Annotated in this window: 20 protein-coding genes and 1 pseudogene; 17 read left to right on the top strand and 4 right to left on the bottom strand. The window is 64.8% G+C overall.

All coding sequences use genetic code 11. The features are described from left to right. Positions 1–46 precede the first annotated feature (46 nt). The 12 genes from phnG to phnE (LB553_RS28765) all read left to right on the top strand — a co-directional run bounded on the left by phnG (position 47) and on the right by phnE (LB553_RS28765) (position 10738). On the top strand, positions 47–508 hold the full coding sequence (gene phnG, locus LB553_RS28820; RefSeq protein WP_224518356.1) for a phosphonate C-P lyase system protein PhnG: 462 nt from the start codon (positions 47–49) through the stop codon (positions 506–508). Next, positions 508–1119 carry a phosphonate C-P lyase system protein PhnH gene (gene phnH, locus LB553_RS28815; RefSeq protein WP_224518355.1) on the top strand — a complete coding sequence of 204 codons (612 nt, stop codon included), beginning with the start codon at positions 508–510 and terminating at the stop codon, positions 1117–1119. The genes phnG and phnH overlap by 1 nt, the downstream gene beginning before the upstream one ends. Before the next feature lies 1 nt (position 1120). Beyond that, positions 1121–2233 (top strand): carbon-phosphorus lyase complex subunit PhnI, encoded by a 1113-nt coding sequence (locus LB553_RS28810; RefSeq protein WP_224518354.1) that lies wholly within the window; start codon positions 1121–1123, stop codon positions 2231–2233. Then, positions 2230–3141: an alpha-D-ribose 1-methylphosphonate 5-phosphate C-P-lyase PhnJ gene (locus LB553_RS28805; protein ID WP_224518353.1), complete on the top strand. Its 912-nt coding sequence runs from the start codon at positions 2230–2232 to the stop codon at positions 3139–3141. Before LB553_RS28810 ends, LB553_RS28805 begins: the two co-directional genes overlap by 4 nt. Then, positions 3138–3914: a phosphonate C-P lyase system protein PhnK gene (gene phnK / locus LB553_RS28800; RefSeq protein ID WP_127868328.1), complete on the top strand. Its 777-nt coding sequence runs from the start codon at positions 3138–3140 to the stop codon at positions 3912–3914. Before LB553_RS28805 ends, phnK begins: the two co-directional genes overlap by 4 nt. A gap of 208 nt (positions 3915–4122) precedes the next feature. Further along, positions 4123–4830: a phosphonate C-P lyase system protein PhnL gene (gene phnL / locus LB553_RS28795; RefSeq protein ID WP_224518352.1), complete on the top strand. Its 708-nt coding sequence runs from the start codon at positions 4123–4125 to the stop codon at positions 4828–4830. Beyond that, complete coding sequence (locus LB553_RS28790; RefSeq protein ID WP_224518351.1) at positions 4827–5441, top strand: DapH/DapD/GlmU-related protein; 615 nt, start codon at positions 4827–4829, stop codon at positions 5439–5441. The genes phnL and LB553_RS28790 overlap by 4 nt, the downstream gene beginning before the upstream one ends. A gap of 188 nt (positions 5442–5629) precedes the next feature. Beyond that, positions 5630–6340 carry a DUF1868 domain-containing protein gene (locus LB553_RS28785; RefSeq protein ID WP_224518350.1) on the top strand — a complete coding sequence of 237 codons (711 nt, stop codon included), beginning with the start codon at positions 5630–5632 and terminating at the stop codon, positions 6338–6340. Between the two features lie 116 nt (positions 6341–6456). Then, a complete protein-coding gene (gene phnC, locus LB553_RS28780; protein ID WP_224518349.1) occupies positions 6457–7314 on the top strand; it encodes a phosphonate ABC transporter ATP-binding protein in 858 nt (285 codons plus the stop codon). 139 nt (positions 7315–7453) lie between these two features. Then, positions 7454–8362, top strand: coding sequence for a phosphonate ABC transporter substrate-binding protein (gene phnD, locus LB553_RS28775; RefSeq protein WP_224518348.1), 909 nt, complete (start codon positions 7454–7456; stop codon positions 8360–8362). A 56-nt stretch (positions 8363–8418) separates the two neighbouring features. Next, positions 8419–9372 (top strand): phosphonate ABC transporter, permease protein PhnE, encoded by a 954-nt coding sequence (phnE, locus tag LB553_RS28770; protein ID WP_224518347.1) that lies wholly within the window; start codon positions 8419–8421, stop codon positions 9370–9372. A gap of 1 nt (position 9373) precedes the next feature. Beyond that, positions 9374–10738 (top strand): phosphonate ABC transporter, permease protein PhnE, encoded by a 1365-nt coding sequence (phnE, locus tag LB553_RS28765; protein WP_224518345.1) that lies wholly within the window; start codon positions 9374–9376, stop codon positions 10736–10738. A gap of 294 nt (positions 10739–11032) precedes the next feature. Here the strand turns inward: phnE (LB553_RS28765) and LB553_RS28760 are convergent, their stop codons facing one another. From LB553_RS28760 to LB553_RS28750, 3 genes are all read right to left on the bottom strand, one after another. After that, complete coding sequence (locus LB553_RS28760; protein ID WP_224518344.1) at positions 11033–11884, bottom strand: sugar phosphate isomerase/epimerase family protein; 852 nt, start codon at positions 11882–11884, stop codon at positions 11033–11035. Between the two features lie 201 nt (positions 11885–12085). Further along, positions 12086–13273 carry a Gfo/Idh/MocA family protein gene (locus tag LB553_RS28755; RefSeq protein ID WP_224518342.1) on the bottom strand — a complete coding sequence of 396 codons (1188 nt, stop codon included), beginning with the start codon at positions 13271–13273 and terminating at the stop codon, positions 12086–12088. A gap of 161 nt (positions 13274–13434) precedes the next feature. Beyond that, positions 13435–14490: a sugar phosphate isomerase/epimerase family protein gene (locus LB553_RS28750; protein WP_224518340.1), complete on the bottom strand. Its 1056-nt coding sequence runs from the start codon at positions 14488–14490 to the stop codon at positions 13435–13437. Positions 14491–14890: 400 nt separating this feature from the next. Here LB553_RS28750 and LB553_RS28745 point away from each other — a divergent pair, with 400 nt between their 5' ends. From LB553_RS28745 to LB553_RS28730, 4 genes are read left to right on the top strand one after another with little or no spacing between them, the layout of a single operon-like run. After that, positions 14891–15790: a sugar phosphate isomerase/epimerase family protein gene (locus LB553_RS28745; RefSeq protein WP_224518338.1), complete on the top strand. Its 900-nt coding sequence runs from the start codon at positions 14891–14893 to the stop codon at positions 15788–15790. Between the two features lie 44 nt (positions 15791–15834). Beyond that, positions 15835–17004 carry a mandelate racemase/muconate lactonizing enzyme family protein gene (locus LB553_RS28740; RefSeq protein WP_224518335.1) on the top strand — a complete coding sequence of 390 codons (1170 nt, stop codon included), beginning with the start codon at positions 15835–15837 and terminating at the stop codon, positions 17002–17004. Positions 17005–17006: 2 nt separating this feature from the next. Then, positions 17007–17723, top strand: a complete 717-nt coding sequence (locus LB553_RS28735) for a FadR/GntR family transcriptional regulator (RefSeq protein ID WP_224518333.1) — start codon at positions 17007–17009, stop codon at positions 17721–17723. A gap of 4 nt (positions 17724–17727) precedes the next feature. Then, positions 17728–18708 carry a hydroxyacid dehydrogenase gene (locus LB553_RS28730; RefSeq protein WP_224518332.1) on the top strand — a complete coding sequence of 327 codons (981 nt, stop codon included), beginning with the start codon at positions 17728–17730 and terminating at the stop codon, positions 18706–18708. Positions 18709–18813: 105 nt separating this feature from the next. Here LB553_RS28730 and LB553_RS28725 read toward each other — a convergent pair. Continuing rightward, positions 18814–20098 (bottom strand): annotated as a pseudogene (locus LB553_RS28725) (amidase). A gap of 119 nt (positions 20099–20217) precedes the next feature. Between LB553_RS28725 and LB553_RS28720 the strand changes: the two are divergent. Next, on the top strand, positions 20218–20565 hold the full coding sequence (locus LB553_RS28720) for a GFA family protein (RefSeq protein ID WP_224518329.1): 348 nt from the start codon (positions 20218–20220) through the stop codon (positions 20563–20565). Positions 20566–20651 lie beyond the last annotated feature (86 nt).

The following is a 20651-nucleotide window of genomic DNA, read 5'->3' as shown; positions in this document are numbered from 1 at the left end:
AGTTGCCTATATCAATAGACAAATTCTCTATGCAAGGAGCGGTGCGATGCGAGGACGGGAAGCACGCGAGCAGGCCGGGCGGAAAGCCTTGATGGCGACGCTGGCGCACGCCGAAGCCGATGAGATTGCCCGCCTGTGGAACGAGTCGGGCCTGCCCTCCGAAGCTGAGCTTTTGCGCGGCCCCGAAACCGGATTGGTGACGGTGCGCGGACGGATCGGCGGCGGCGGCGCGCCCTTCAATGTCGGCGAGGCGACGGTCACCCGGGCCACGGTGCGGCTGCCGTCCGGGCAAGTCGGCCATTCCTATGCGCTCGGCCGCGACAAGGGAAAGGCCAGGCTCGCGGCGATCGCCGACGCGCTCTGGCAGGACCCGGTGCACCGCGAAACGGTCGAGACAAAGCTCGCCGCGCCTTTGCGCGCGGCGCTCGATGCGGCGCGCGAGACAAAGCGTGTCGAAACGGCGGCCACGAAAGTGGATTTCTTCACCATGGTGCGCGGAGAGGACTGATGGATATCGCCACGCAATCGATCGACGGCGGCTTCGCCGAGCCGGTCTTCAACGCCCAGGCGGTGTTCCGCGCCATCATGGACGCGATGGCCCGCCCCGGCACGGTCCAGCCGTTGCCGCAGCTCGCTCGCCCGCCGGCGCCGTTGTCGGCGACGGCCGGCGCCGTGGCGCTCGCGCTCTGCGACAACGACACGCCGGTCTGGCTCGACCCGCCGCTGCAGGCCGAAGCCCCGGTCAAGGCCTGGCTCGGCTTTCACACCGGCGCGCCCTTGGCCAACACGCCCGCCGACGCGCATTTCGCCTTGATCGCCAATCCGAAGGAGATGGCGGCGCTCGACGGTTTTGCGCAAGGCACGCAGGAATATCCCGACCGCTCGACCACGCTGATCCTCTTGGTCGACGACCTTGCCTCGGGCCCGTCGCTGCTGCTCGAAGGTCCAGGGATCGAAAAGACATCGATGATCGCGCCTCCAGGCATGCCGCGCCATTTCGTCGAGCAGTGGAAGCAGAACAACCAGCGTTTCCCGCGCGGCGTCGACATTATCCTGGCGGCGCCCGGCAGCCTCGCCTGCCTGCCGCGCACCACCCGCATCAAGACGATGGAGGCATGACATGTATGTCGCGGTGAAGGGCGGCGAAGCCGCCATTGCCAACGCGCACCGCCTGCTTGCCGATCGCCGCCGCGGCGACCGCTCGGTTCCGGCGCTGCGCCTCGACCAGATCGTCGAGCAGCTGGCGCTGGGCGTCGACCGGGTGATGAGCGAAGGCTCGCTCTATGATCGCGAGCTTGCGGCTCTCGCCGTCGTCCAGGCGCGCGGCGACATGATCGAGGCGATCTTCCTGGTGCGCGCCTACCGCACCACGCTGCCGCGCTTCGGCTACACCAATCCGGTCGATACCGGCGCCATGCAGGTAGAGCGTCGTGTCTCGGCCACCTATAAGGACCTGCCCGGCGGCCAGGTGCTCGGCCCGACTTTCGACTACACCCACCGCCTGCTCGATCCCGAGCTTGCCGCCGGCGCTGAGGTCGAGACGCCGGCGCAGCGTCCGGTCGAGCCGGAAGCCATGCCGCGCGTTTCCGCGATCCTCGCCCATGAAGGCCTGATCGAGGCCGATGGCGAGATGCCGCTTGACCACGTGCCTGGCGACATCACGCGCGAGCCGCTGCAATTCCCGATGGCGCGCGACATCCGCCTGCAGGCGCTGTCGCGCGGCGACGAGGGCTTTCTCCTGGCGCTCGGCTATTCGACGCAGCGCGGCTACGCCCGCAACCATCCCTTCGTCGGCGAGATACGCATCGGCGAGGTCGAGCTGGAACTCGACGTGCCGGAGCTGCCCTTCGCCGTGCCGCTTGGCTCCATCCGCGTCACCGAATGCCAGATGGTCAACCAGTTCAAGGGCTCGGCCAAAGCGCCGCCGCAGTTCACTCGCGGCTACGGCCTGGTCTTCGGCCAGAGCGAGCGCAAGGCGATGGCGATGGCGCTATGCGACCGGGCGCTGCGCGCCAGCGAGCTTGGCGAGGACGTCGTCGCCGCGGCGCAGGACGAGGAATTCGTTATCTCGCACTCCGACAATGTCCAGGCCACCGGTTTCGTCGAGCATCTGAAGCTGCCGCACTATGTCGACTTCCAGGCCGAGCTCGGCCTCGTGCGCCGCATGCGCGCCGAATACGAGGCGCGGGAAAACGAGGACAAGGCTGAAGACAAGAGGGAGGCCGCGGAATGACCGCGCAACCGACAGAGATCGCCACCTACAACTTCGCCTATCTCGACGAACAGACCAAAAGGATGATCCGCCGCGCCATCCTGAAGGGCATCGCCATTCCCGGCTACCAGGTGCCGTTCGCCTCGCGCGAGATGCCCATGCCTTATGGCTGGGGCACCGGCGGCGTCCAGGTCACCGCCTCGATCATCGGTCCCGATGACGTGCTGAAGGTCATCGACCAGGGCGCCGACGACACCACCAACGCCGTCTCGATCCGCGCCTTCTTCAAGAAGGTCGCCAAGGTCGCCGTCACCACCGAGACGGCGAATGCGACGATCATCCAGACCCGCCACCGCATCCCGGAGCATCCGCTCAACGCGGGCCAGGTGCTGGTCTTCCAGGTGCCGATCCCCGAGCCGCTGCGCTTCCTCGAGCCACGCGAGACCGAGACGCGAAAAATGCATGCGCTGGAGGAATACGGCCTCATGCATGTGAAGCTCTATGAGGACATCGCCAAGCACGGCCGCATCGCCACTACCTACGCCTATCCGGTCAAGGTCGAGGGCCGTTACGTGATGGATCCTTCGCCGACGCCGAAATTCGACAATCCGAAGATGCACCGCTCGCCGGCCTTGCAGTTGTTCGGCGCCGGCCGCGAGAAGCGCATCTACGCGGTGCCGCCCTTCACTGACGTCGTCAGCCTCGACTTCGAGGACCATCCCTTCGAGGTGCAGACCTTCGACCACCCTTGCGCGCTCTGCGGCGCCGAGAACGTCTATCTCGACGAGGTCATTCTCGATGACCATGGCGGTCACATGTTCGTCTGCTCCGACACCGACCACTGCGAGAAGCGGCGGGCCGGCGGCCATCACGGCCACCTTGCTCCCGAGACCCACCTCGCCTCTGAGAAAACGGAGCCGGCCAAATGACCGACGAACCGCTGCTGCGCGTTTCAGCGCTGTCCAAATTCTACGGCTCGCGCGTCGGCTGCGAGAACGTCACCTTCGACTTGTGGCCAGGCGAGGTCCTGGCGGTGGTCGGCGAGTCCGGTTCCGGCAAGACGACGCTGCTCAACTGCCTGTCGACCAGGCTGCTGCCCTCCTCCGGCACCGCCAGCTACCGCATGCGCGACGGCCAATGGCGTGAGCTTTACCGCATGAGCGAGGCCGAGCGCCGCTTCCTGATGCGCACCGACTGGGGTTTCGTCCACCAGAACCCGGCGGACGGGCTGCGCATGACTGTGTCGGCCGGCGCCAATGTCGGCGAGCGGCTGATGGCGGTCGGCGACCGCCACTACGGCAGGATCCGCGCCACCGCCGTCGACTGGCTGTCGCGCGTCGAGATCGACGAGGACCGCATCGATGACGAGCCCCGCGCCTTTTCCGGTGGCATGCGCCAGCGGCTGCAGATCGCCCGAAACCTCGTGACTGGGCCGCGGCTCGTCTTCATGGACGAGCCGACCGGCGGTCTCGATGTCTCGGTGCAGGCGCGCCTGCTCGACCTCCTGCGCGGGCTGGTCACCGATCTCGGGCTGGCGGCGGTCGTCGTCACCCACGACCTCGCCGTGGCCAGGCTCCTGTCGCAGCGCATGATGGTGATGAAGGACGGCCGCGTCGTCGAAAGCGGCCTTACCGACCGCGTGCTCGACGATCCGCGCGCGCCTTATACGCAGTTGCTGGTTTCTTCGATTTTGCAGGTGTGACGATGGCGCTTGAACACCCCCCTCTGGCCTGCCGGCCATCTCCCCCTCAAGGGGGGAGATCAGCAGCTTTCATGTCCCACTTGTTCTGCAACGCGGGAGAGTGGCGAAACCGAATGCGACAGGCGATCTCCCCCCTTGAGGGGGAGATGCCTGGCAAGGCAGAGGGGGGTGCTTTCCCGCCAACGACTGACGATTGGAGAATGTTCTGATGGCCACGCCTCTCGTTCTCTCGGACGTCGCCAAAAGCTTCACCATGCATCTGCGTAACGGCGTCACGCTGCCGGTGGTGAGGGGTGTCTCCTTCTCGATCCGCGCCGGCCAATGCGCCGTGCTCGGCGGCCCGTCGGGCGCGGGAAAAAGCTCGATCCTGAAGATGCTCTACGGCAACTACGCCGTCGATGAAGGTCAAATCATCGTCCAGCATGGCGGCGGATTGATCGACCTCGCCTCCGCCAGCCCGCGCACTGTGCTTTCCGTGCGCCGCCATACTATCGGCTATGTCAGCCAGTTCCTGCGCACCGTGCCGCGCGTTTCCGCGCTCGACGTGGTCGCCGAGCCGCTGGTCGAGCGCGGCGAGGATCGCGAAGGCGCGCGGGAAAAAGCACGCAGCTTGCTTGCGCAGCTCAATCTTCCCGAAAAGCTCTGGGCGCTGCCGCCCGCGACCTTCTCGGGCGGCGAGCAGCAGCGCGTCAACATCGCGCGCGGTTTCATAACCGAGCATCCGATCCTGCTGCTCGATGAACCGACCGCCTCGCTCGACGCGAAGAACCGCGATGTCGTGGTCGAGCTCATCGCCGCCAAGAAGACTGCGGGCGTCGCCCTGCTCGGTATCTTCCACGACCTCGACGTTCGTGAGGCTGTGGCCGACCGCGTCATCGACGTCACGGCCTTTGCCGCCGGAAAGATCGCCGCATGAAGAAGCTTTCGGAGGCGCCGCTGATCCATCCGACGGCGCAGGTCGAAAACTCGACGCTCGGCCGCTGGACCGAGATCGCCGAGGGCAGCCGCGTCGCCGAATGCGAGCTCGGCGACTATTCCTATATGATGCAGGACTGCGCCGTGTGGTGCGCGACCATCGGCAAGTTCTCCAACATCGCGGCAAGCGTGCGCCTCAACGCCACCAACCACCCGACCTGGCGGCCGACGCTGCACCACTTCACCTACCGCGCCTCCGACTATTGGGACGACGCCGAGCATGAGAGCGCGTTCTTCGCCGAGCGCCGCGCCAGGCGTGTCACCATCGGCCACGACACCTGGCTCGGCCATGGCTCGACCATCCTGCCCGGCGTCACCGTCGGCGATGGCGCGGCCGTCGGCGCGGGCGCCGTGGTGTCGAAGGATGTCGCGCCCTACACAATCGTCGGCGGCGTGCCGGCGAAGCCGATCCGCGAGCGCTTCGACCGCCGCACCGCCGAGCGCTACCAGGCTTTAGCCTGGTGGGATTGGGATCATGCAAGGCTGCGCGCTGCGCTCGACGATTTCCGCGAGCTGTCGGAGGAGGCGTTCCTGGAGAAGCATGGCGGCTAGGCGCGGTGAATGGTGAATGGTCAATAGTGAATGCAACGAAGCCCTTCTTCTCACCATTCACCATTCACCATTCACCATTCACCATTCACCATTCACCATTCACCATTCACCATTCACCACTCACCATTCACCATTCACACCGTTGACACATGACTCGGACAGGACGCCATTTCCCCAAGGAGATCGCGATGCTCGCCACAGCCAGACCCTCGCTCGCCGGATTTCTCGAAGGTACCAACCCGACAGCGCCGGTGCATCTCGGCACCCGTTACGACACCTCGGGCGACTTCCTCCCCGAACCCGGCAACACGGTCGTCAGTCACCTCATCAGCGACTCGCCTTCGCAAGCCGCGATCATCGAGGTGCGCGAGCGCATCCGCGCCATGCCGGACGCGGACCGCCTCGCCTTCACGCCGATCTCCAGCCTGCACATGACGCTGTTCCAGGGCATCATCGAATATCGGCGCCGGCTCCCCTACTGGCCCTCCGACGTGCCGCTCGACACCAGCATCGACGACATGACCCGCCTCTATCTGCAGCGCCTGGAGGGCTTTGAGGCCTGCCCTACGTTTCGTATCAAGACCATCGGCGTTACGCCAAACGGCCTTACGGTTGCCGGTGCTTCCGCTGAGGACGAGCGCATCCTGCGCCTGTGGCGCGACGCGCTGTCGGTGCCGTTCGGCTACCGCCATCCGGACCACGACGCTTACGTCTTCCACATCACCTTCGCCTATCAGATCCGCCGTCTAGCCGACGAGCGAGCCACGGCCTGGCAGGATCTGTTCGATGACTGCCTGTCGTTCCTCGAACGCGAGGCTCCTGTGATCGAGCTCAAGCCTCCGGCCTTCTGCAGCTTCAAGGACATGAAGCATTTCGAGGAATTGCTGGTGCTTGGTTGAATCTCTAAGCCTGTGGGACGTAACAAAACTGACATCAATCCGACACCCCAGCTTCATCGGCCTGCGCTAGCGAAGGTTAACAGACCTGCAAAAGCGCAACGGACTGGAGTTTTGGTATGTCAGCATCATCGGCCACGCTTGAGATCCGCGGCGTAACCCGACGATTTGGCAAGAACACCGCCGTCAGCGATATCAACATCTCGATCCCGCGCGGCCAGATGGTCGGCATCATCGGTCGTTCCGGCGCTGGCAAGTCGACGCTTTTGCGCATGATCAATCGTCTCATCGATCCGAGCCAAGGATCGATTTTTTTTGAGGGCGCGGAGGTTTCCAGCCTGCAGGGATCGCCGCTGCGGCGCTGGCAGCGCGACTGCGCCATGATCTTCCAGCAGTTCAACCTCGTGCCGCGCCTCGACGTGCTGACCAACGTGCTGCTCGGCCGCCTCAACCATCGCTCGACGGTTTCCAACCTGCTCGGCATGTTCACGCGTACCGAATGCGCCGAGGCCGTGGCCGCGCTCGAGCGCCTCGACATCGCCCGCACCGCGCTGCAGCCGGCCGGCACGCTGTCCGGCGGCCAGCAGCAGCGTGTGGCAATCGCCCGCGCCATGATGCAGCAGCCGAAGGTGATTCTGGCAGATGAGCCGATCGCCTCGCTCGACCCGCTCAACGCCAAGGTGGTGATGGATTCGCTGCGCGACATCAATCTGCGCGAAGGCATCACCGTCGTCACCAATCTGCACACGCTGGACACCGCGCGCGCCTATTGCAACCGCATCATCGGCATGGCTGCCGGCAAGGTCGTCTTCGACGGCGCCCCGGAGGACCTCGACCGCGACGCCGTGCGCACCGTCTACGGCGCCGACGCCAGCGGCGCCGAGATCTCCGAGGCGATCACATCGACCAGCGTGACCGTCAAGCCGAAGATCATCGCATCCGCCGGACCGCTCGAACCAGCCTTGCCTGGCTACTGACTCCGCCGCCCGGCCCAGCGGTCCGGGCAAATCGTGGATTTCAGCAGAGCAACCCGGATCGCCCGCCCGCGTCAAAGGCAAGACTTGAAAAATCAGAACGCCGTCGGCGCGCAGCCGGAGCAACAGGAGAGAGAGCAAAATGTTCAGAAAGATGGTTTTTGGGGCGGTTTCGCTGCTCGCCATGGCGGCCAGCGCCGCGCACGCCGCTGACATCAAGGAATTCCGCGTCGGCATCCTCGGCGGTGAGAACGAGACCGACCGTCTGCGCAACTACCAGTGCCTCGCCGATCACCTGAAGTCGGAATTCGGCTTCGAAAAGGTGTCGCTGTTCCCGGCCGCCGACTATGACGGCGTTATCCAGGGCCTGCTCGGCGGCACGCTCGACTTCGCCGAGCTCGGCGCTTCCGGCTACGCCAGCGTCTATCTCAAGGACCCGAAGGCGGTCACGCCGATCCTCACCACCAAGCAGACCGACGGCTCGACCGGCTACTACTCCATCGGCCTGGCACTGAAGACCTCGGGGATCACCGACATCAAGTCGGCCAAGGGCAAGAAGCTCGGCTATGCCGATCCGGATTCGACCTCCGGCTATCTGATTCCGCTGACCCAGATTCCGAAGGACACCGGCGCTTCCAACGAAACCTACTTCGCCTCGACCCAGTTCAACGGCGGCCATGAGAACAACGTGCTGGCCGTGCGCGACGGCAAGGTCGACGTGGCGGTGGACGATTCCTCCGGCATCGGCGATTTCAAGAACGGCTACACCTCCGGCACCTTCCACAAGGAAGTCGCCAAGGGCGCCGTCGACCCGAACGACTTCGTCGAAGTGTGGCGCTCGGGCCTGATCCCGAACGGCCCGCTGGTTGTCCGCACCGCGCTCGGCGACGACATGACCGCCAAGCTCACCGCTTTCTTCACCGCCCTGCCGGCCAAGGACAAGGCTTGCTTCGAAGGCGTCGAGGGTGGCGATTTCACCGGCTACGTCCCGGTGAAGCCGGACTTCTACAGCGTCATCGTCGAAGCCCGCAAAGCCGCTATCGGCGGCTAAAGGCATCTGGAAAAAGGGCGGCGTTCGAAACGCCGCCCTTTTTGCATATCCCGATCATGACATCAGCGACACTCCATTCCGATGCCACCCGCCAGCAGGCCGATGCCTGGCGGCGCCAGACCTCACTGCGCCGCTTCTACACCGCGCTGGGCGTCGGCCTGCTGCTTGTCGCCATGTGCGCGACCATGTGGTTCGCCGACGAAGCCAATGCCGGCCATTTCTTCGAGCGGCTGCCGCACATTCTTGATTTCCTGAGCTGGCTGGTCCCGAAGGACTGGAACGACGTCTGGCGGGCGCTGTTCGATATCGCCTCGCCCAACGACAAGGGCACGCAGGAATTCAACTTCCCGCTCGGCCGCGTCTACGTCTGGGGCGGCTTCTACATCCCCGAATATTTCGAGCTGATGCTGACCACGGTGAACGTGGCGCTGGTCTCGACCTTCATCGGCTTCGTCTTCGCCGTTCCCTTCTCCTTCATCGCTGCGCGCAACCTGACGCCGAGCCCGATCCTGCGGCTCGTCGTCAAGCGCTTCATGGAACTGTTGCGCGCCTTCCCCGAGATCGTCATTGCCGGCCTGTTCGCGGCGATCGTCTCGATCGGCCCCGTGGCCGCCATCATCGCCATCGGCCTGCATTCGATCGGCGCGCTGGGCAAGCTGTTCTACGAGATCAACGAGAACATCGATATGCGTCCGGAAGAGGGCCTGCGCGCCGTCGGCGCCAACTGGTTCGAGCGCGTGCGCTTCGCCGACCTGCCGCAGGTGTTGCCCAATTTCATGTCCTATACGCTGCTTCGGATCGAGATCAACGTGCGCATCTCGACCATCATGGGCGCGGTCGGCGGCGGCGGCATCGGCGAGGAGCTGAAGCTTTCCATTTCACGCGGCTTCGGCGCCAAGACCCTGGCGCTGGTGCTCCTGCTCTTCGTCACCATCTTCCTCGTCGACCAGTTCTCCGCCTGGCTGCGCCGCAAGCTCGTCGGTGAGCAAGCATTTTTGATGAGCGCTTGAAATGGCTATGGCTGCCGACGAAATAACCACGATTGAGCAACGCCATCCGCAGATATTCCAGCAGCCGGCCTACAAGCGCTTCTGGCCGCTGCTGCTGATCGCGGGCACCGTGCTCTATCTTGGCTATGCCTTGTGGTTCTTCAGCCTGCCGCAAGTGCTGCGCGAGTCGCATTGGGAGCGCCTGCCGCTCTTCCTGTCGCAATGGATCAGTTACGACCTGCAGCCGGAATTCCGGCTCGACCGGCCCGAAATCACGCCGAAATATCCGCGCTTCTCGGCGCTCGGCGAGAACCCCGATCCCGACTGGGTGATCAAGAACCCAGACGGCACCTTCACGGTTCAGATCGACGGCGATGCGAAATCCGTGACCTTCGACAAGACAAGGGCAACGATCACGGCCAATGGCGTGACCGTCCCGATATCGCTGACCGGCGGCAAGCCGGTGGTCACAGGTCCGGTGCCCGACTGGGTGACCGTCCATGACGACGAGAGCGTCGCCAAGATGGGCTTTGTCGGCGAGGTGCGCATCACCGTCGACCGCGTCAAGGTGCGCAAGCGCTTTCTCGGCTGGGCCAATTTCGTCTTCGACACGCGCTCGCCCTTCTTCGGCAAGTCGGCCGGCGAGGTGATCTCGCTCATCGCCTCCGGGCCAGAGCTCAAGCCGGGAACCTCGAACCTCGCTTTGGCCGCCGACAACATCTGGAACAATGCGCAGTGGCAGCATGGGGACGTCTGGACGAAGCTCCTGCAGACCATCGTCATGGCCTTCCTCGGCACGCTGCTCGGCGGTATCGTCGCCTTCCCGCTCGCCTTCTTCGCCGCCCGCAACATCACGCCGAGCGGGCTGCTCAGCCAGGTGCTGAAACGCTTCTTCGACTTCATGCGCTCGGTCGACATGCTGATCTGGGCGCTGTTCTTCACCCGCGCCTTCGGCCCCGGACCGCTGGCCGGCAGCGCCGCGATCTTCTTCACCGAGATCGGCACATTGGGCAAAACCTATTCCGAGGCGCTGGAAAACATCGACGACAAGCCGCGCGAGGGCGTGCTTTCGACCGGCGCCCACGGCCTGCTGGTGCAGCGCTACGGCGTGCTGCCGGAAGTGGTGCCGGTCTTCATCAGCCAGACGCTCTACCAGTGGGAATCCAACACTCGCGGCGCAACCATTATCGGCGCCGTCGGCGCCGGCGGCATCGGCCTGAAGCTTTGGGAAGCAATGCGCACCAATTCGAACTGGGCCAACGTCTTCTACATGGTGCTGCTGACGCTGCTCGTCGTCTTCATCTTCGACAACATCTCGAACTTCCTGCGCCGAAGGCTGAGCCGCACGCTGCACGATTACAACCGGCTGCAGGCTGCTCAGGGGTAACCTTGTGATGCAGAAGCGCAAGCATCGTCTCGCCTGCGCCAAGGTCGACCCCCACTCCGTCGAGCTTCGCTCGACACCTCTCCCCCGATCGACGGGGTAGAGGAAAGGCGCCAAGCTGTCCGAGTCGCGCCTGTCCTCGAAGGCCGAGGCTTACTTCCTCTCCCGGCGCCACCAGGCTCCCTTTCCTCTCCCTCCGGTGGGGGGAAAGGTGGCTCGGCGAAGCCGAGACGGAGTGGGGGAACCACCTGGCAACCGTTGCCAATGCAAATAGAAAATGGATCGGGCGCAGGGCGCTTACGCCGCCCTCTTCCACCCATCCCTGATATGCCGATAACCCTCGCGATAAACCGCCTCCGGGCTCTCCGCGAAATCGCGCCACACCTTCGTCGCCGCCGCCAGATCCTTGAGCGAGCGGCCGAAGGATTCGATCGTCAGCCAGTCGTCATAGCCGCTCCTGCGAATGGCGGAGAAAGTCTCCTTCCACGGGATGTTGCCGCGCCCCGGCACGCCGCGGTCGTTCTCGGAAATGTGGACATGGACGACATTGCGGCGATGCTTCGTATAGGCGCCGATCGGGTCGGCCTCCTCGATATTGGCATGAAACGTGTCGTACATCGCCTTGATGTGCGGCCGGTCGATCGCGTCGATATGCTCGCACAGATCGGCCATGGTGTTGACGAGATAGCATTCGAAGCGGTTGAGCGCTTCGAGCCCGATCGTCACGCCCTTCTTGCCGGCATGGTCGCCGATCGCGCGCTGCGAGGCGACCGAGCGCTTCCTTTCGGCGTTAGTCGGCCCGCTGCCTGAGAAGGCGCCGAGCGTGGAATGCAGCGGCCCGCTGAGAGTGTCAGCGCCGAGCGCGGCGCTGCAGTCGATCGCCCATTTCATATAGTCGATGCCGGCCTTGCGCGTCGCGGCATCCGGCGAGATCAGGTTCATCGCCGGATCGCCCATGGCCGAGACCGCGGTGCGCTCCAGTCCGATGCGGTCGAGCATCTCGCCGAGTTTTTTATAGTCGTCGGGCGCTCCGACGAAGACCGGTATTTCGACGCCGTCGAAGCCGGTCGCCTTGATGTCCTTGAGCAGCGCCTCGTGCTTCTTCGAGACGCTGGTGGTCCACAAGAACATGCACATGCCGATTTTCATCGACACCCCTCCCCTCTGACAGCCGGCTGATTGCACCGCCGGTCTCGCCACTCCCCCTCATCCGGCCGCTTCGCGGCCACCTTCTCCCCGCTGGGGAGAAGATAGGCGCCAACGCCTCCTCTCCCCTCCGGGAGAGGTCGGATTGCCCCGAACTGCTGTTGCAATTCGGCTGGCAATCCGGGTGAGGGGGCGCGTCGCCGACTACAATTTCGTCCACGCCCCATTCTTCTTCGACGACTTCACGCAGGCCTCGATGAAGGCCATGCCTTCGACGCCGTCCGCGATCGTCGGGAAGACCACATCCTTAGCCGGCTTGCCGCCTTTCTTGCGTGCCGCCCGGATGGCGCGTGCCGCTTCCTGGTAGATATTGGCGAAACCTTCGAGATAGCCCTCCGGATGGCCGGACGGCACACGGCTGACGCGCGCGGCCACGGGCATCGCGCCGGCGCCGGCGCGGGTGAGCAGCTGCTTCGGCTGGCCGAACGGCGTGTACCAGAGATAGTTCGGGTCGGCCTGCACCCATTCCAGCCCGCCCTTGGAGCCGTAGATGCGCAGCTTCAGCCCGTTCTCGTGGCCGGGCGCCACCTGGCTCGCCCAGATCATGCCCTTGGCCGGATGTTTGTTGCCGATTGGCTTGAAGCGCAGCATGACGTTGACGTTGTCGTCGAGCTGGCGCCCCGGCACGAAGGCGTCGAGATCGGCTGACAGCGTATCGAGCTCAAGTCCCGAGACGAAGCGAGCCAGGTTATAGGCATGCGTGCCGATGTCGCCGAGGGCCCCGCCGGCGCCGGCCTGCTTGGGGTCGGAGCGCCAGGAGGCCTGCTTCTGGCCGGTGGCGGCGAGGTCCTCGGTCAGCCAGTCCTGCGGATATTCCGACTGCACGATGCGGATGTCGCCGAGCATGCCCTTGGCCACCATCTCGCGTGCTTGCCGGATCATCGGATAGGCGGTGTAGTTGTGGGTCAGCACGAACACCTTGCCGGTCTTTTCGACCAGGTCGGCAAGCTTCTTCGCCTCGGCCAGCGACGTCGCCAGCGGCTTGTCGCAGATGACATGCATGCCAGCCTCGAGGAAGGCTTTCGCCGCCGGCACATGCACGTTGTTTGGCGTCACGATCGCCACCGCCTCGATGCCGTCGGGGCGCTTGGCTTCGGCCTTGGCCATCTCGGCATAGGAGCTGTAGCTGCGCTCCGGATCGAGCCCGAGTTCGGCGGCCGACGCCTTGGCCCGCGCCGGATCCGACGACAGCGCGCCGGCCACCAGCACGAAATCATTGTCCATGCGCGCCGCGATGCGGTGCACCGCGCCGATGAAGGCGCCCTGCCCGCCGCCGACCATGCCATAGCGGATCGGGCCGCCTCCCGCTTCCGACTTCGATGCGCCGACCATTTTTGTCCCTCCATTGTCTGAGATACCCCTTCCCCTCCCTGAGGGGAGGGTGGCCTGCAGGGCCGGGTGGGGTCGGTAGGTGCCGAGCTCTACGCCCGGCGACCCCTCCCCGATCCGCTGCGCGGATCGACCCTCCCCTCAAGGGGGAGGGAAGCCAAGCGTCAAATCCCCATCATCGCGCGCAGCAGCTTCTTGTCAGTCGTGCCGGCGGCGAAATCATCGAAAGCCTTCTCGGTCACCCGGATGATGTGATGCTGGATGAAAGGCGCGCCTTCAGCCGCTCCGTCCTCGGGATGCTTCAGGCAGCACTCCCATTCCAGCACCGCCCATGAATCGTAATTGTACTGGGTGAGCTTGGAGAAGATGCCGCCGAAATCCACCTGGCCGTCGCCAAGCGAGCGGAAGCGGCCTGCCCGGTTCACCCAGCCCTGGTAGCCGGAATAGACGCCCTGCCGCCCAGTCGGATTGAACTCGGCGTCCTTGACGTGGAACGCCTTGATCCGCTCGTGATAGATGTCGATGAATTCCAGATAGTCGAGTTGCTGCAAGAGGAAGTGCGACGGGTCGTAGTTGATGTTGCAGCGCTTGTGGCCGCCGACCGCGTCAAGGAACATCTCGAAAGTCGCGCCATCGAACACGTCCTCGGAGGGATGTATCTCGTAGCCGACATCGACGCCATTGTCCTCATAGACATCAAGGATCGGCTTCCAGCGCTTGCCGAGTTCACCGAAGGCTTCCTCGATCAGTCCGGCCGGCCTCTGCGGGAAGGGATAGAGATAGGGGAAAGCCAGCGAGCCGGTGAACGACACCGAGGCGTTCAGCCCGAGATTGCGCGATGCCTTGGCGCCGAACTCCATCTGTTCGACAGCCCATTTCTGCCGCGCCTTCGGGTTGTTGTGCACCTCGGCCGGCGCGAAGCCATCCATCTGGGCGTCATAGGCGGGATGCACCGCCACCAGTTGCCCCTGCAGATGCGTCGACAATTCGGTGATCTCGACGCCAGCGTCCGCGCAGATGCCTTTCACCTCGTCGCAATAGGCCTTCGACGACGCCGCCTTCTTGAGGTCGAACAGGCGCCCATCCCAGGTCGGGATCTGCACGCCCTTGTAGCCAAGTCCTGCCGCCCATTTGGTGATCGAAGGCAGTGAATTGAACGGTGCGGCGTCGCCCGCGAACTGCGCCAGAAACAGGCCGGGACCCTTCATCGTCGTCGGCATCGGCATCCTCCCTCGTTTGTTTTCGCGACCAAGCATAGCGCCGATTGAAGTGAGGGCCAGCCTGTATGGTCAATCCTGTCGGCGCCTATGCGCTGCGCCATTCTGGTATTACCAAATCCGGGAATTCGGTCAAGCGGCCGAAAACCGCTAACACGAGGCGAACTACCGAACAGGCAAGCGAAATTACCTCATGAAATCAGATTATTGCTTCGCCGATAGAGCTTGAGCCGCCCACTTCTTGCTGCGCATTAAAATTTGCTGTAGAGGTCATGGCAGGCCCAATTGGTCGAACCAGTTTGGAGGAAAATGCTGGCAACGCCTTGGGGAGGAATCATGCGGCCACCTCTGCCGGAGGCGCCGCGGCAAAAATGTGACAGGCGAATTCTGGGAAGGATAGACCATGCATCTTTCGACGCACAATTGGATGCGGGCGGAGCCGCTGGAGGTGACGCTCAAGCGCATCAAGAAATTCGGCTACGAATCGATCGAGATCTCCGGCGAGCCTGAGCAGTACAAGACCAAGGAGACGCGCGCGCTCCTGAAGGAGCACGGCATTCGCTGCTGGGGTTCGGTGACGCTGATGCTGGGTGAGCGCAACCTCGCCGCCAAGGACCAGGGCCAGCGCGAGCGGTCCGTCCAATACGTCAAGGACGTGCTCACCATGGTGAGCGAGCTCGACGGCGAGATCATCACGCTTGTGCCCGCGACCGTCGGCAAGGTCGTGCCGGACGGCACCGAGGCGGAGGAATGGGGCTGGGTGGTCGACGCCACGCGCGAATGCTTCACGCACGCCAAGAAGGTCGGCGTCAGGATCGCTGTCGAGCCGCTCAACCGCTTCGAGACCTACCTCTTCAACCGCGGCGCCCAAGCGCTGGCGCTCGCCGATGCGGTGAGCCCCGAATGCGGCGTCTGCCTCGACGCCTATCACATCCACATGGAGGAATTTAACGTCTATGACGCGATCCGTCAGGTCGGAAAGCGCCTGTTCGATTTCCATGTCGCCGACAACAACCGCTTCGCCGCCGGTCTTGGCCAGATCGACTGGCCGAAGATCGTGCGCACGCTGAAGGAAGTCGGCTATGACGGCGCGCTGACCAACGAGTTCGTCGCGCCCGTCGACCGCACGCCGGCGGCGCCCTATCCGGAGATGGTCGAGCGCAATCCGGTCGACATCTCGCCCGAGCAGCTCAAATTCATCCAGGACCACGGCTCCAGCGTGCTTACGGAAAAATTCTACACCGACCAGATGCGCATCACCGCCGAAACGCTGCTGCCGCTCATCAAGCAGGCCTCCGATTGAAACCTGTCCCTTCCACCGGTGGGCGGAGGGGCCGAAGGGACAAAATGCGCATCAAAAGCGTCCAGGCCTGGTGGGTTCGTATCCCGATCGAAGTCGCGAAGCAGCATCGCAGCGACTTCGGTCAGGTGACGACGTTCGACGCCGCCATTCTGCGCATAGACACCGACGACGGCCTGGTCGGTTGGGGCGAGGGCAAGAACGCCGCCGGCAGCGCCGGCAGCTATGGCGCGCTCGTCCATATGCTCAACCATGAGATCGGCCCGCAGCTCATCGGCCGCGACCCGGCCGACATCGGCATCATCTGGGAAATGCTCTACAACGGCGTGCGGCATGAGACGGCCGCACATGCCGGCCATGCCATGCCGCAGCTGGCGCGGCGCGGCATGAGCGTGGCGGCGATCAGCGCCGTCGACATCGCGCTCTGGGACATCCTCGGCAAGTCGCTCGGACAGCCGGTTTGGCGGCTGCTCGGCGGCCGCAAGGTCGAGCGCATGCAGGCCTATGCCTCGGGCGGCTGGGCCGCGGCCGATGCGATCGGCGAGCAGTTGAAATCCTACATCGCCAAAGGCGGCTTCAAGGCGCTGAAGATGCGCATCGGCGCCATGGATGGCGCCCCGCATGTGTCGGCAGCCCGCGTTCGTGCCGCGAAGCAGTCGATCGGGCCGGATGTCGATCTAATGGTCGACGCGCACGGCACCTACACCGTGGCCGAGGCCAAGCGCTTCATTAAGCTCACCGCCGATCTCGACCTTGCCTGGTTCGAGGAACCGGTGGTCGCCGACGACAAGCCGGGCATGGCCGAGGTGCGCGCCTCGGGCTCGACGCCGATCGCCACCGGCGAGAGCGAGGCGACGCGCTACGCCTTCCGCGATCTGGCGGTGCTGAAGTCGGCCGACATCTTGCAGCCGGATCCCGCCTTCTGCGGCGGCATCAGCGAGGCGATGAAGATCGGCACCATCGCCAGCGCCTTCAACCTGCGCTTCGCGCCGCATCTGTGGGCCGGCGCGCCCTGCTTCTTTGCCGGGCTGCATGTGTGTGCCGCCTCGCCCGCCAGCTTCATCATCGAATATTCACTCGGCGCCAACCCGATGATCCACGACCTCGTCGAGGAGACTGTCGAAGCCAAGGACGGTATGATAGCGATCCCTGAAAAGCCTGGCTTGGGATTCACCATCTCCGAGCGATACCTGGAGGCGCACGCGCAACGTATCTGACGATGAAAGAAAAGAACCTTCTAGCGGAACTCGCCGCCTATCTCTTCTCCAACTCGGACAAGGAGTCCGGCCGCACGCCTTCGGAGCGAGAGCTGGCGGAGCATTTCGGCGTCAGCCGCGGCCAGATCCGCGAAGCGCTCGCCATCCTCGAAGCCATGCGCATCGTCGAGCGGCGCGCCAAGTCCGGCATCTATATCGACACCAAGCAGGCGAGCGTGGAAGCGCTGGCGCTTTTTGCCCGCGCCGGCCTGCCGCTCGATCCGGTGCAGATCTACGAGACCGTCGAGTTGCGCAAGATCCATGAGATCAAGGCGGCCGAGCTTGCCTGCTCGCGCGCCACCGAAGAGAACTTCGAGCGCCTGCGCGAGATCCTGAAGGCTTCCGAAGAGCGCATCGCCGCCGGTGAAGGCCTCGCCAAGGAAGACCGCGAGTTCCACCTCGAGATCGTGCGCGCGACCAAGAACAGCGTCTTCCACAACATCTGCAGCGTCTATTACCTGATGGGCGAGCAGCGCCTGCCGATCTATTTCAACGATCCCGAACGCAGCGTGCGCTCGCATGCCGAGCACATCCAGATCTACGAGGCGCTGCTGCGCCGCGACGGCAATCTCGCCCAGGCCCTGATGAATGCCCATTTGCAGGGCGCCGAGAGCTACTGGAAGGGGATCATCGAAGGCCGCGGGAAGGAACCGAAAAGCGCGGCGCTCGAGAAGGCTTGAGCCGATGCGCAAGATCCTGTCGACGCATCCGCTGCACTCACGCGCCACGGCGATGCTGGCCGGCGCCGGGCGGCTTGCGATCGCTTCCGCGCTCGATGCCAAAACACTGACCGCCGAGGCCCGCGACGCCGACATCGTCATCGTGCGCGCGCCGCTGCCGCCGGAGCTGTTTGCTGGCGCGGCGAATTTGCGCGCCGCGATCCGCCACGGCGCCGGGCTGGACATGATCCCTGTCGAGGCGGCGACCGCCGCCGGCGTGCTGGTCGCGAACGTGCCTGCCGTCAACGCCCGCTCGGTCGCCGAGCATGTGATGTTCACCGCCCTTGCGTTGCTGCGGCGCTTCCGCGTGATGGACCGCGACCTGCGCGCCAAGGGCTGGCTTGCCGGGCGCGAGCACGCCAACTTGACCAGCGAGCTGGCCGGCAAGACGATCGGCATCGTCGGCCTCGGCGCGGTCGGCCAGGCCGTCGGCCACATCGCCGCGCACGGCTTCGACCTCAATGTCGTGGCGACCACGCGCAGCCTGCGTCCGGCGCCCGAGCGTGTCGGCTTCCTGTCGATCGACGCGCTGGTCGAGCAAAGCGACATCATCGTGCTCTGCTGCCCGCTGACGCAGGAGACGCGCGGCCTGATCAGCCGCGAGCGCATCGGCCGCATGAAGCCCAATGCGCTGCTGATCAATGTCTCGCGCGGTCCGGTGGTGGACGACGAGGCGCTGATCGAAGCGCTGCGGGAGGGGCGTATCGGCGGCGCCGCGCTCGACGTCTTTTCCACGCAGCCGCTGCCGCCCAACCATCCTTATTTCGGCTTCGACAATGTCATCGTCACCCCGCATATGGCCGGCATCACCGAGGAATCGATGATGCGCATGGGCGTCGGCGCCGCTGGCGAAGCGCTGCTGGTGCTCGCCGGCAAACTGCCGGTCAACCTGCGCAATCCGGAAGTCATCGAGCACTACCGTCGACGCTTCCCGGTCGGCGAATAGTTCCGCGGTGAGCATCGCGACGGTGCAGACCTGAGATGCTGGCGAGACAGCAACCCCCTCTGTCCGGCCAGCCTTTCCTGACTTGCATCCTGATGGCCTCCGCAGTTAACGGCCAAGCAAAGCCTCGACAGCGGCGGCAATGCGCAGCAGCCGACGATCATCCCCATGCTTGCCCACCAGCATCAATCCGGCCGGCAGCTTCGTGCCGGGCATCGGCAGCGAGATCGCGCAGAGGTCGAATTGGTTGGCGACCTGCGTGTTGCGCAGGAGCAGCCCTTCCGTCTTGTCGCGCAGCGCTTCGTCCCCGGCCATGGCGGCGATGGAGGGCGCGACCATCGGCACGGTCGGCAATGCCAGCAAATCGACCGCCTCCAGCCGTTCCGCCATGGCCGCCGCGAGCTCGCAGCGGCGGCGGATCGTGCGGATATAGGCGGAAGCGGGAACGGCCAGCGCGCGCGTCAATGGCCCGGTGACATGCGGATCGACCGGCACCGAGGCGCCGCTCGCCAGCCAATCGGCATGCACCTCCGCGCCTTCCATGGACGCGATGGTCCCGCGCCTGGTGGCAGCCCGCATCTCGGCGATAAGATCGTCGATGGACAAATCGGCAGGGCGGGCGCCGGCCCGCCCGATCCTGTCGATGCAGGCCTCGAAAGCTTCGGCGACGTCGGCTTGCGTCTCGCCGAACAAGATGCCGCGCGGAATGCCGACGCGCAGGCCGGCGAGCGAAACCGGCTGAAGGGCCACCGGCTCTTCCCCCGCCATGATCGCATCGGCGATGGCGCAATCGGCGACGCTGCGGGCAAGCGGACCGATCGAATCCAGCGTCATCGACAGCGGAAAGGCGCCCGTCAAAGGCACGCGCCGCGCCGTCGGCTTGAAGCCGACGACGCCGTTGAGCGAGGCGGGGATGCGCACCGAACCGCCGGTGTCCGAACCGATGGAGATGTCGCTCGTGCCCTCGCCGACCGCAACGCCCGCTCCCGACGACGAGCCGCCCGGGACAAGGCTGGCGTCGGCGGCATTGCCTGGCGTGCCGTAATGCAGATTGTCGCCGATCGCGGTGAAGGCGAATTCGGTCATGTTGGTCTTGCCGAGAATGACCGCTCCCGCCTGGCGCAGCCTTTGCACGATTACCGCGTCCCGTGTCGCCGGCGCGGATCGGCGCCCCGGCCGTCGTCGGTTCGCCGGCGACGTCGAACAGATCCTTGATCGAAACGATGCGTCCGTCGAGCGGCCCAAGGCTGATGCCGGCCATGCGGCGGGCGTCGGACGCATCGGCGGCTGCCCGCGCGGCCTCGGCATAGAGCTTCGTATAGACCCTCTCGTCTCCCGCCCGATTGGCAAGACGTGACAGGATGATTTCAAGACGGTCGCGGATCGATTGCATTTTCGGTGTCGGGCCTTGCAAAATTGCAACGTCTTTTAGGCGTGCGGCCTGATGTTGGCCGGCGAAGAGATAACCCGGCAAGTGTGCCTTTGCACCCTGCCAGCGATGGAAAGATGCTGATGCTGTACAAAGGCAGCTGCCACTGCGGCAAGGTAGCGTTCGAGGTCAAGGGTGAGATCGGAGGCGCGGTGCGCTGCAACTGCTCGATCTGCCGGCGCAAGGGGGCGCTGCTGTGGGCCGTGCCGCATGAGAAGCTCAATCTGGTCGCCTGGGGCGACGACCTCGGCCGCTACACGTTCGGCAAGCGCCAGATCGCGCATCGCTTCTGCCGCACCTGCGGCATGCATCCCTTTGCCGAGGACGTCGGCGAAGGCGACGGGCGGACGGCCTACATCAACATCAACTGCCTCGACGATGTTGATATCACCGCAATCGAGGTGTTCGAGTTCGACGGCCGCTCGGCTTGAAGCCAATTAACGGCCCGACGAGAGCCGCCGGGCCGATGCTCGCAAGGGCGAGCGAGCTGGCCTATTCGGCGGCCGGCTTGGGCCCC

The organism is Mesorhizobium sp. CA8, assembly GCF_020164955.1.
Lineage (GTDB): Bacteria > Pseudomonadota > Alphaproteobacteria > Rhizobiales > Rhizobiaceae > Mesorhizobium.
This window is presented reverse-complemented; position numbering and strand designations above follow the sequence as displayed.

What these genes read in the sequence shown, in the direction of transcription:
- LB553_RS28735 (WP_224518333.1), top strand. Translation starts at nt 17,007, where the DNA reads ATGAAAGAAAAGAACCTTCTAGCGGAACTCGCCGCCTATCTCTTCTCC.
- LB553_RS28745 (WP_224518338.1), top strand. Translation starts at nt 14,891, where the DNA reads ATGCATCTTTCGACGCACAATTGGATGCGGGCGGAGCCGCTGGAGGTG.
- phnE (WP_224518345.1), top strand. Translation starts at nt 9,374, where the DNA reads ATGGCTATGGCTGCCGACGAAATAACCACGATTGAGCAACGCCATCCG.
- phnE (WP_224518347.1), top strand. Translation starts at nt 8,419, where the DNA reads ATGACATCAGCGACACTCCATTCCGATGCCACCCGCCAGCAGGCCGAT.
- phnG (WP_224518356.1), top strand. Translation starts at nt 47, where the DNA reads ATGCGAGGACGGGAAGCACGCGAGCAGGCCGGGCGGAAAGCCTTGATG.
- LB553_RS28810 (WP_224518354.1), top strand. Translation starts at nt 1,121, where the DNA reads ATGTATGTCGCGGTGAAGGGCGGCGAAGCCGCCATTGCCAACGCGCAC.
- LB553_RS28730 (WP_224518332.1), top strand. Translation starts at nt 17,728, where the DNA reads ATGCGCAAGATCCTGTCGACGCATCCGCTGCACTCACGCGCCACGGCG.
- phnL (WP_224518352.1), top strand. Translation starts at nt 4,123, where the DNA reads ATGGCCACGCCTCTCGTTCTCTCGGACGTCGCCAAAAGCTTCACCATG.
- phnC (WP_224518349.1), top strand. Translation starts at nt 6,457, where the DNA reads ATGTCAGCATCATCGGCCACGCTTGAGATCCGCGGCGTAACCCGACGA.
- LB553_RS28805 (WP_224518353.1), top strand. Translation starts at nt 2,230, where the DNA reads ATGACCGCGCAACCGACAGAGATCGCCACCTACAACTTCGCCTATCTC.
- phnK (WP_127868328.1), top strand. Translation starts at nt 3,138, where the DNA reads ATGACCGACGAACCGCTGCTGCGCGTTTCAGCGCTGTCCAAATTCTAC.
- LB553_RS28785 (WP_224518350.1), top strand. Translation starts at nt 5,630, where the DNA reads ATGCTCGCCACAGCCAGACCCTCGCTCGCCGGATTTCTCGAAGGTACC.
- phnD (WP_224518348.1), top strand. Translation starts at nt 7,454, where the DNA reads ATGTTCAGAAAGATGGTTTTTGGGGCGGTTTCGCTGCTCGCCATGGCG.
- LB553_RS28750 (WP_224518340.1), bottom strand. Translation starts at nt 14,490, where the DNA reads ATGCCGACGACGATGAAGGGTCCCGGCCTGTTTCTGGCGCAGTTCGCG.
- LB553_RS28755 (WP_224518342.1), bottom strand. Translation starts at nt 13,273, where the DNA reads ATGGTCGGCGCATCGAAGTCGGAAGCGGGAGGCGGCCCGATCCGCTAT.
- LB553_RS28790 (WP_224518351.1), top strand. Translation starts at nt 4,827, where the DNA reads ATGAAGAAGCTTTCGGAGGCGCCGCTGATCCATCCGACGGCGCAGGTC.
- LB553_RS28740 (WP_224518335.1), top strand. Translation starts at nt 15,835, where the DNA reads ATGCGCATCAAAAGCGTCCAGGCCTGGTGGGTTCGTATCCCGATCGAA.
- LB553_RS28720 (WP_224518329.1), top strand. Translation starts at nt 20,218, where the DNA reads ATGCTGTACAAAGGCAGCTGCCACTGCGGCAAGGTAGCGTTCGAGGTC.
- LB553_RS28760 (WP_224518344.1), bottom strand. Translation starts at nt 11,884, where the DNA reads ATGAAAATCGGCATGTGCATGTTCTTGTGGACCACCAGCGTCTCGAAG.
- phnH (WP_224518355.1), top strand. Translation starts at nt 508, where the DNA reads ATGGATATCGCCACGCAATCGATCGACGGCGGCTTCGCCGAGCCGGTC.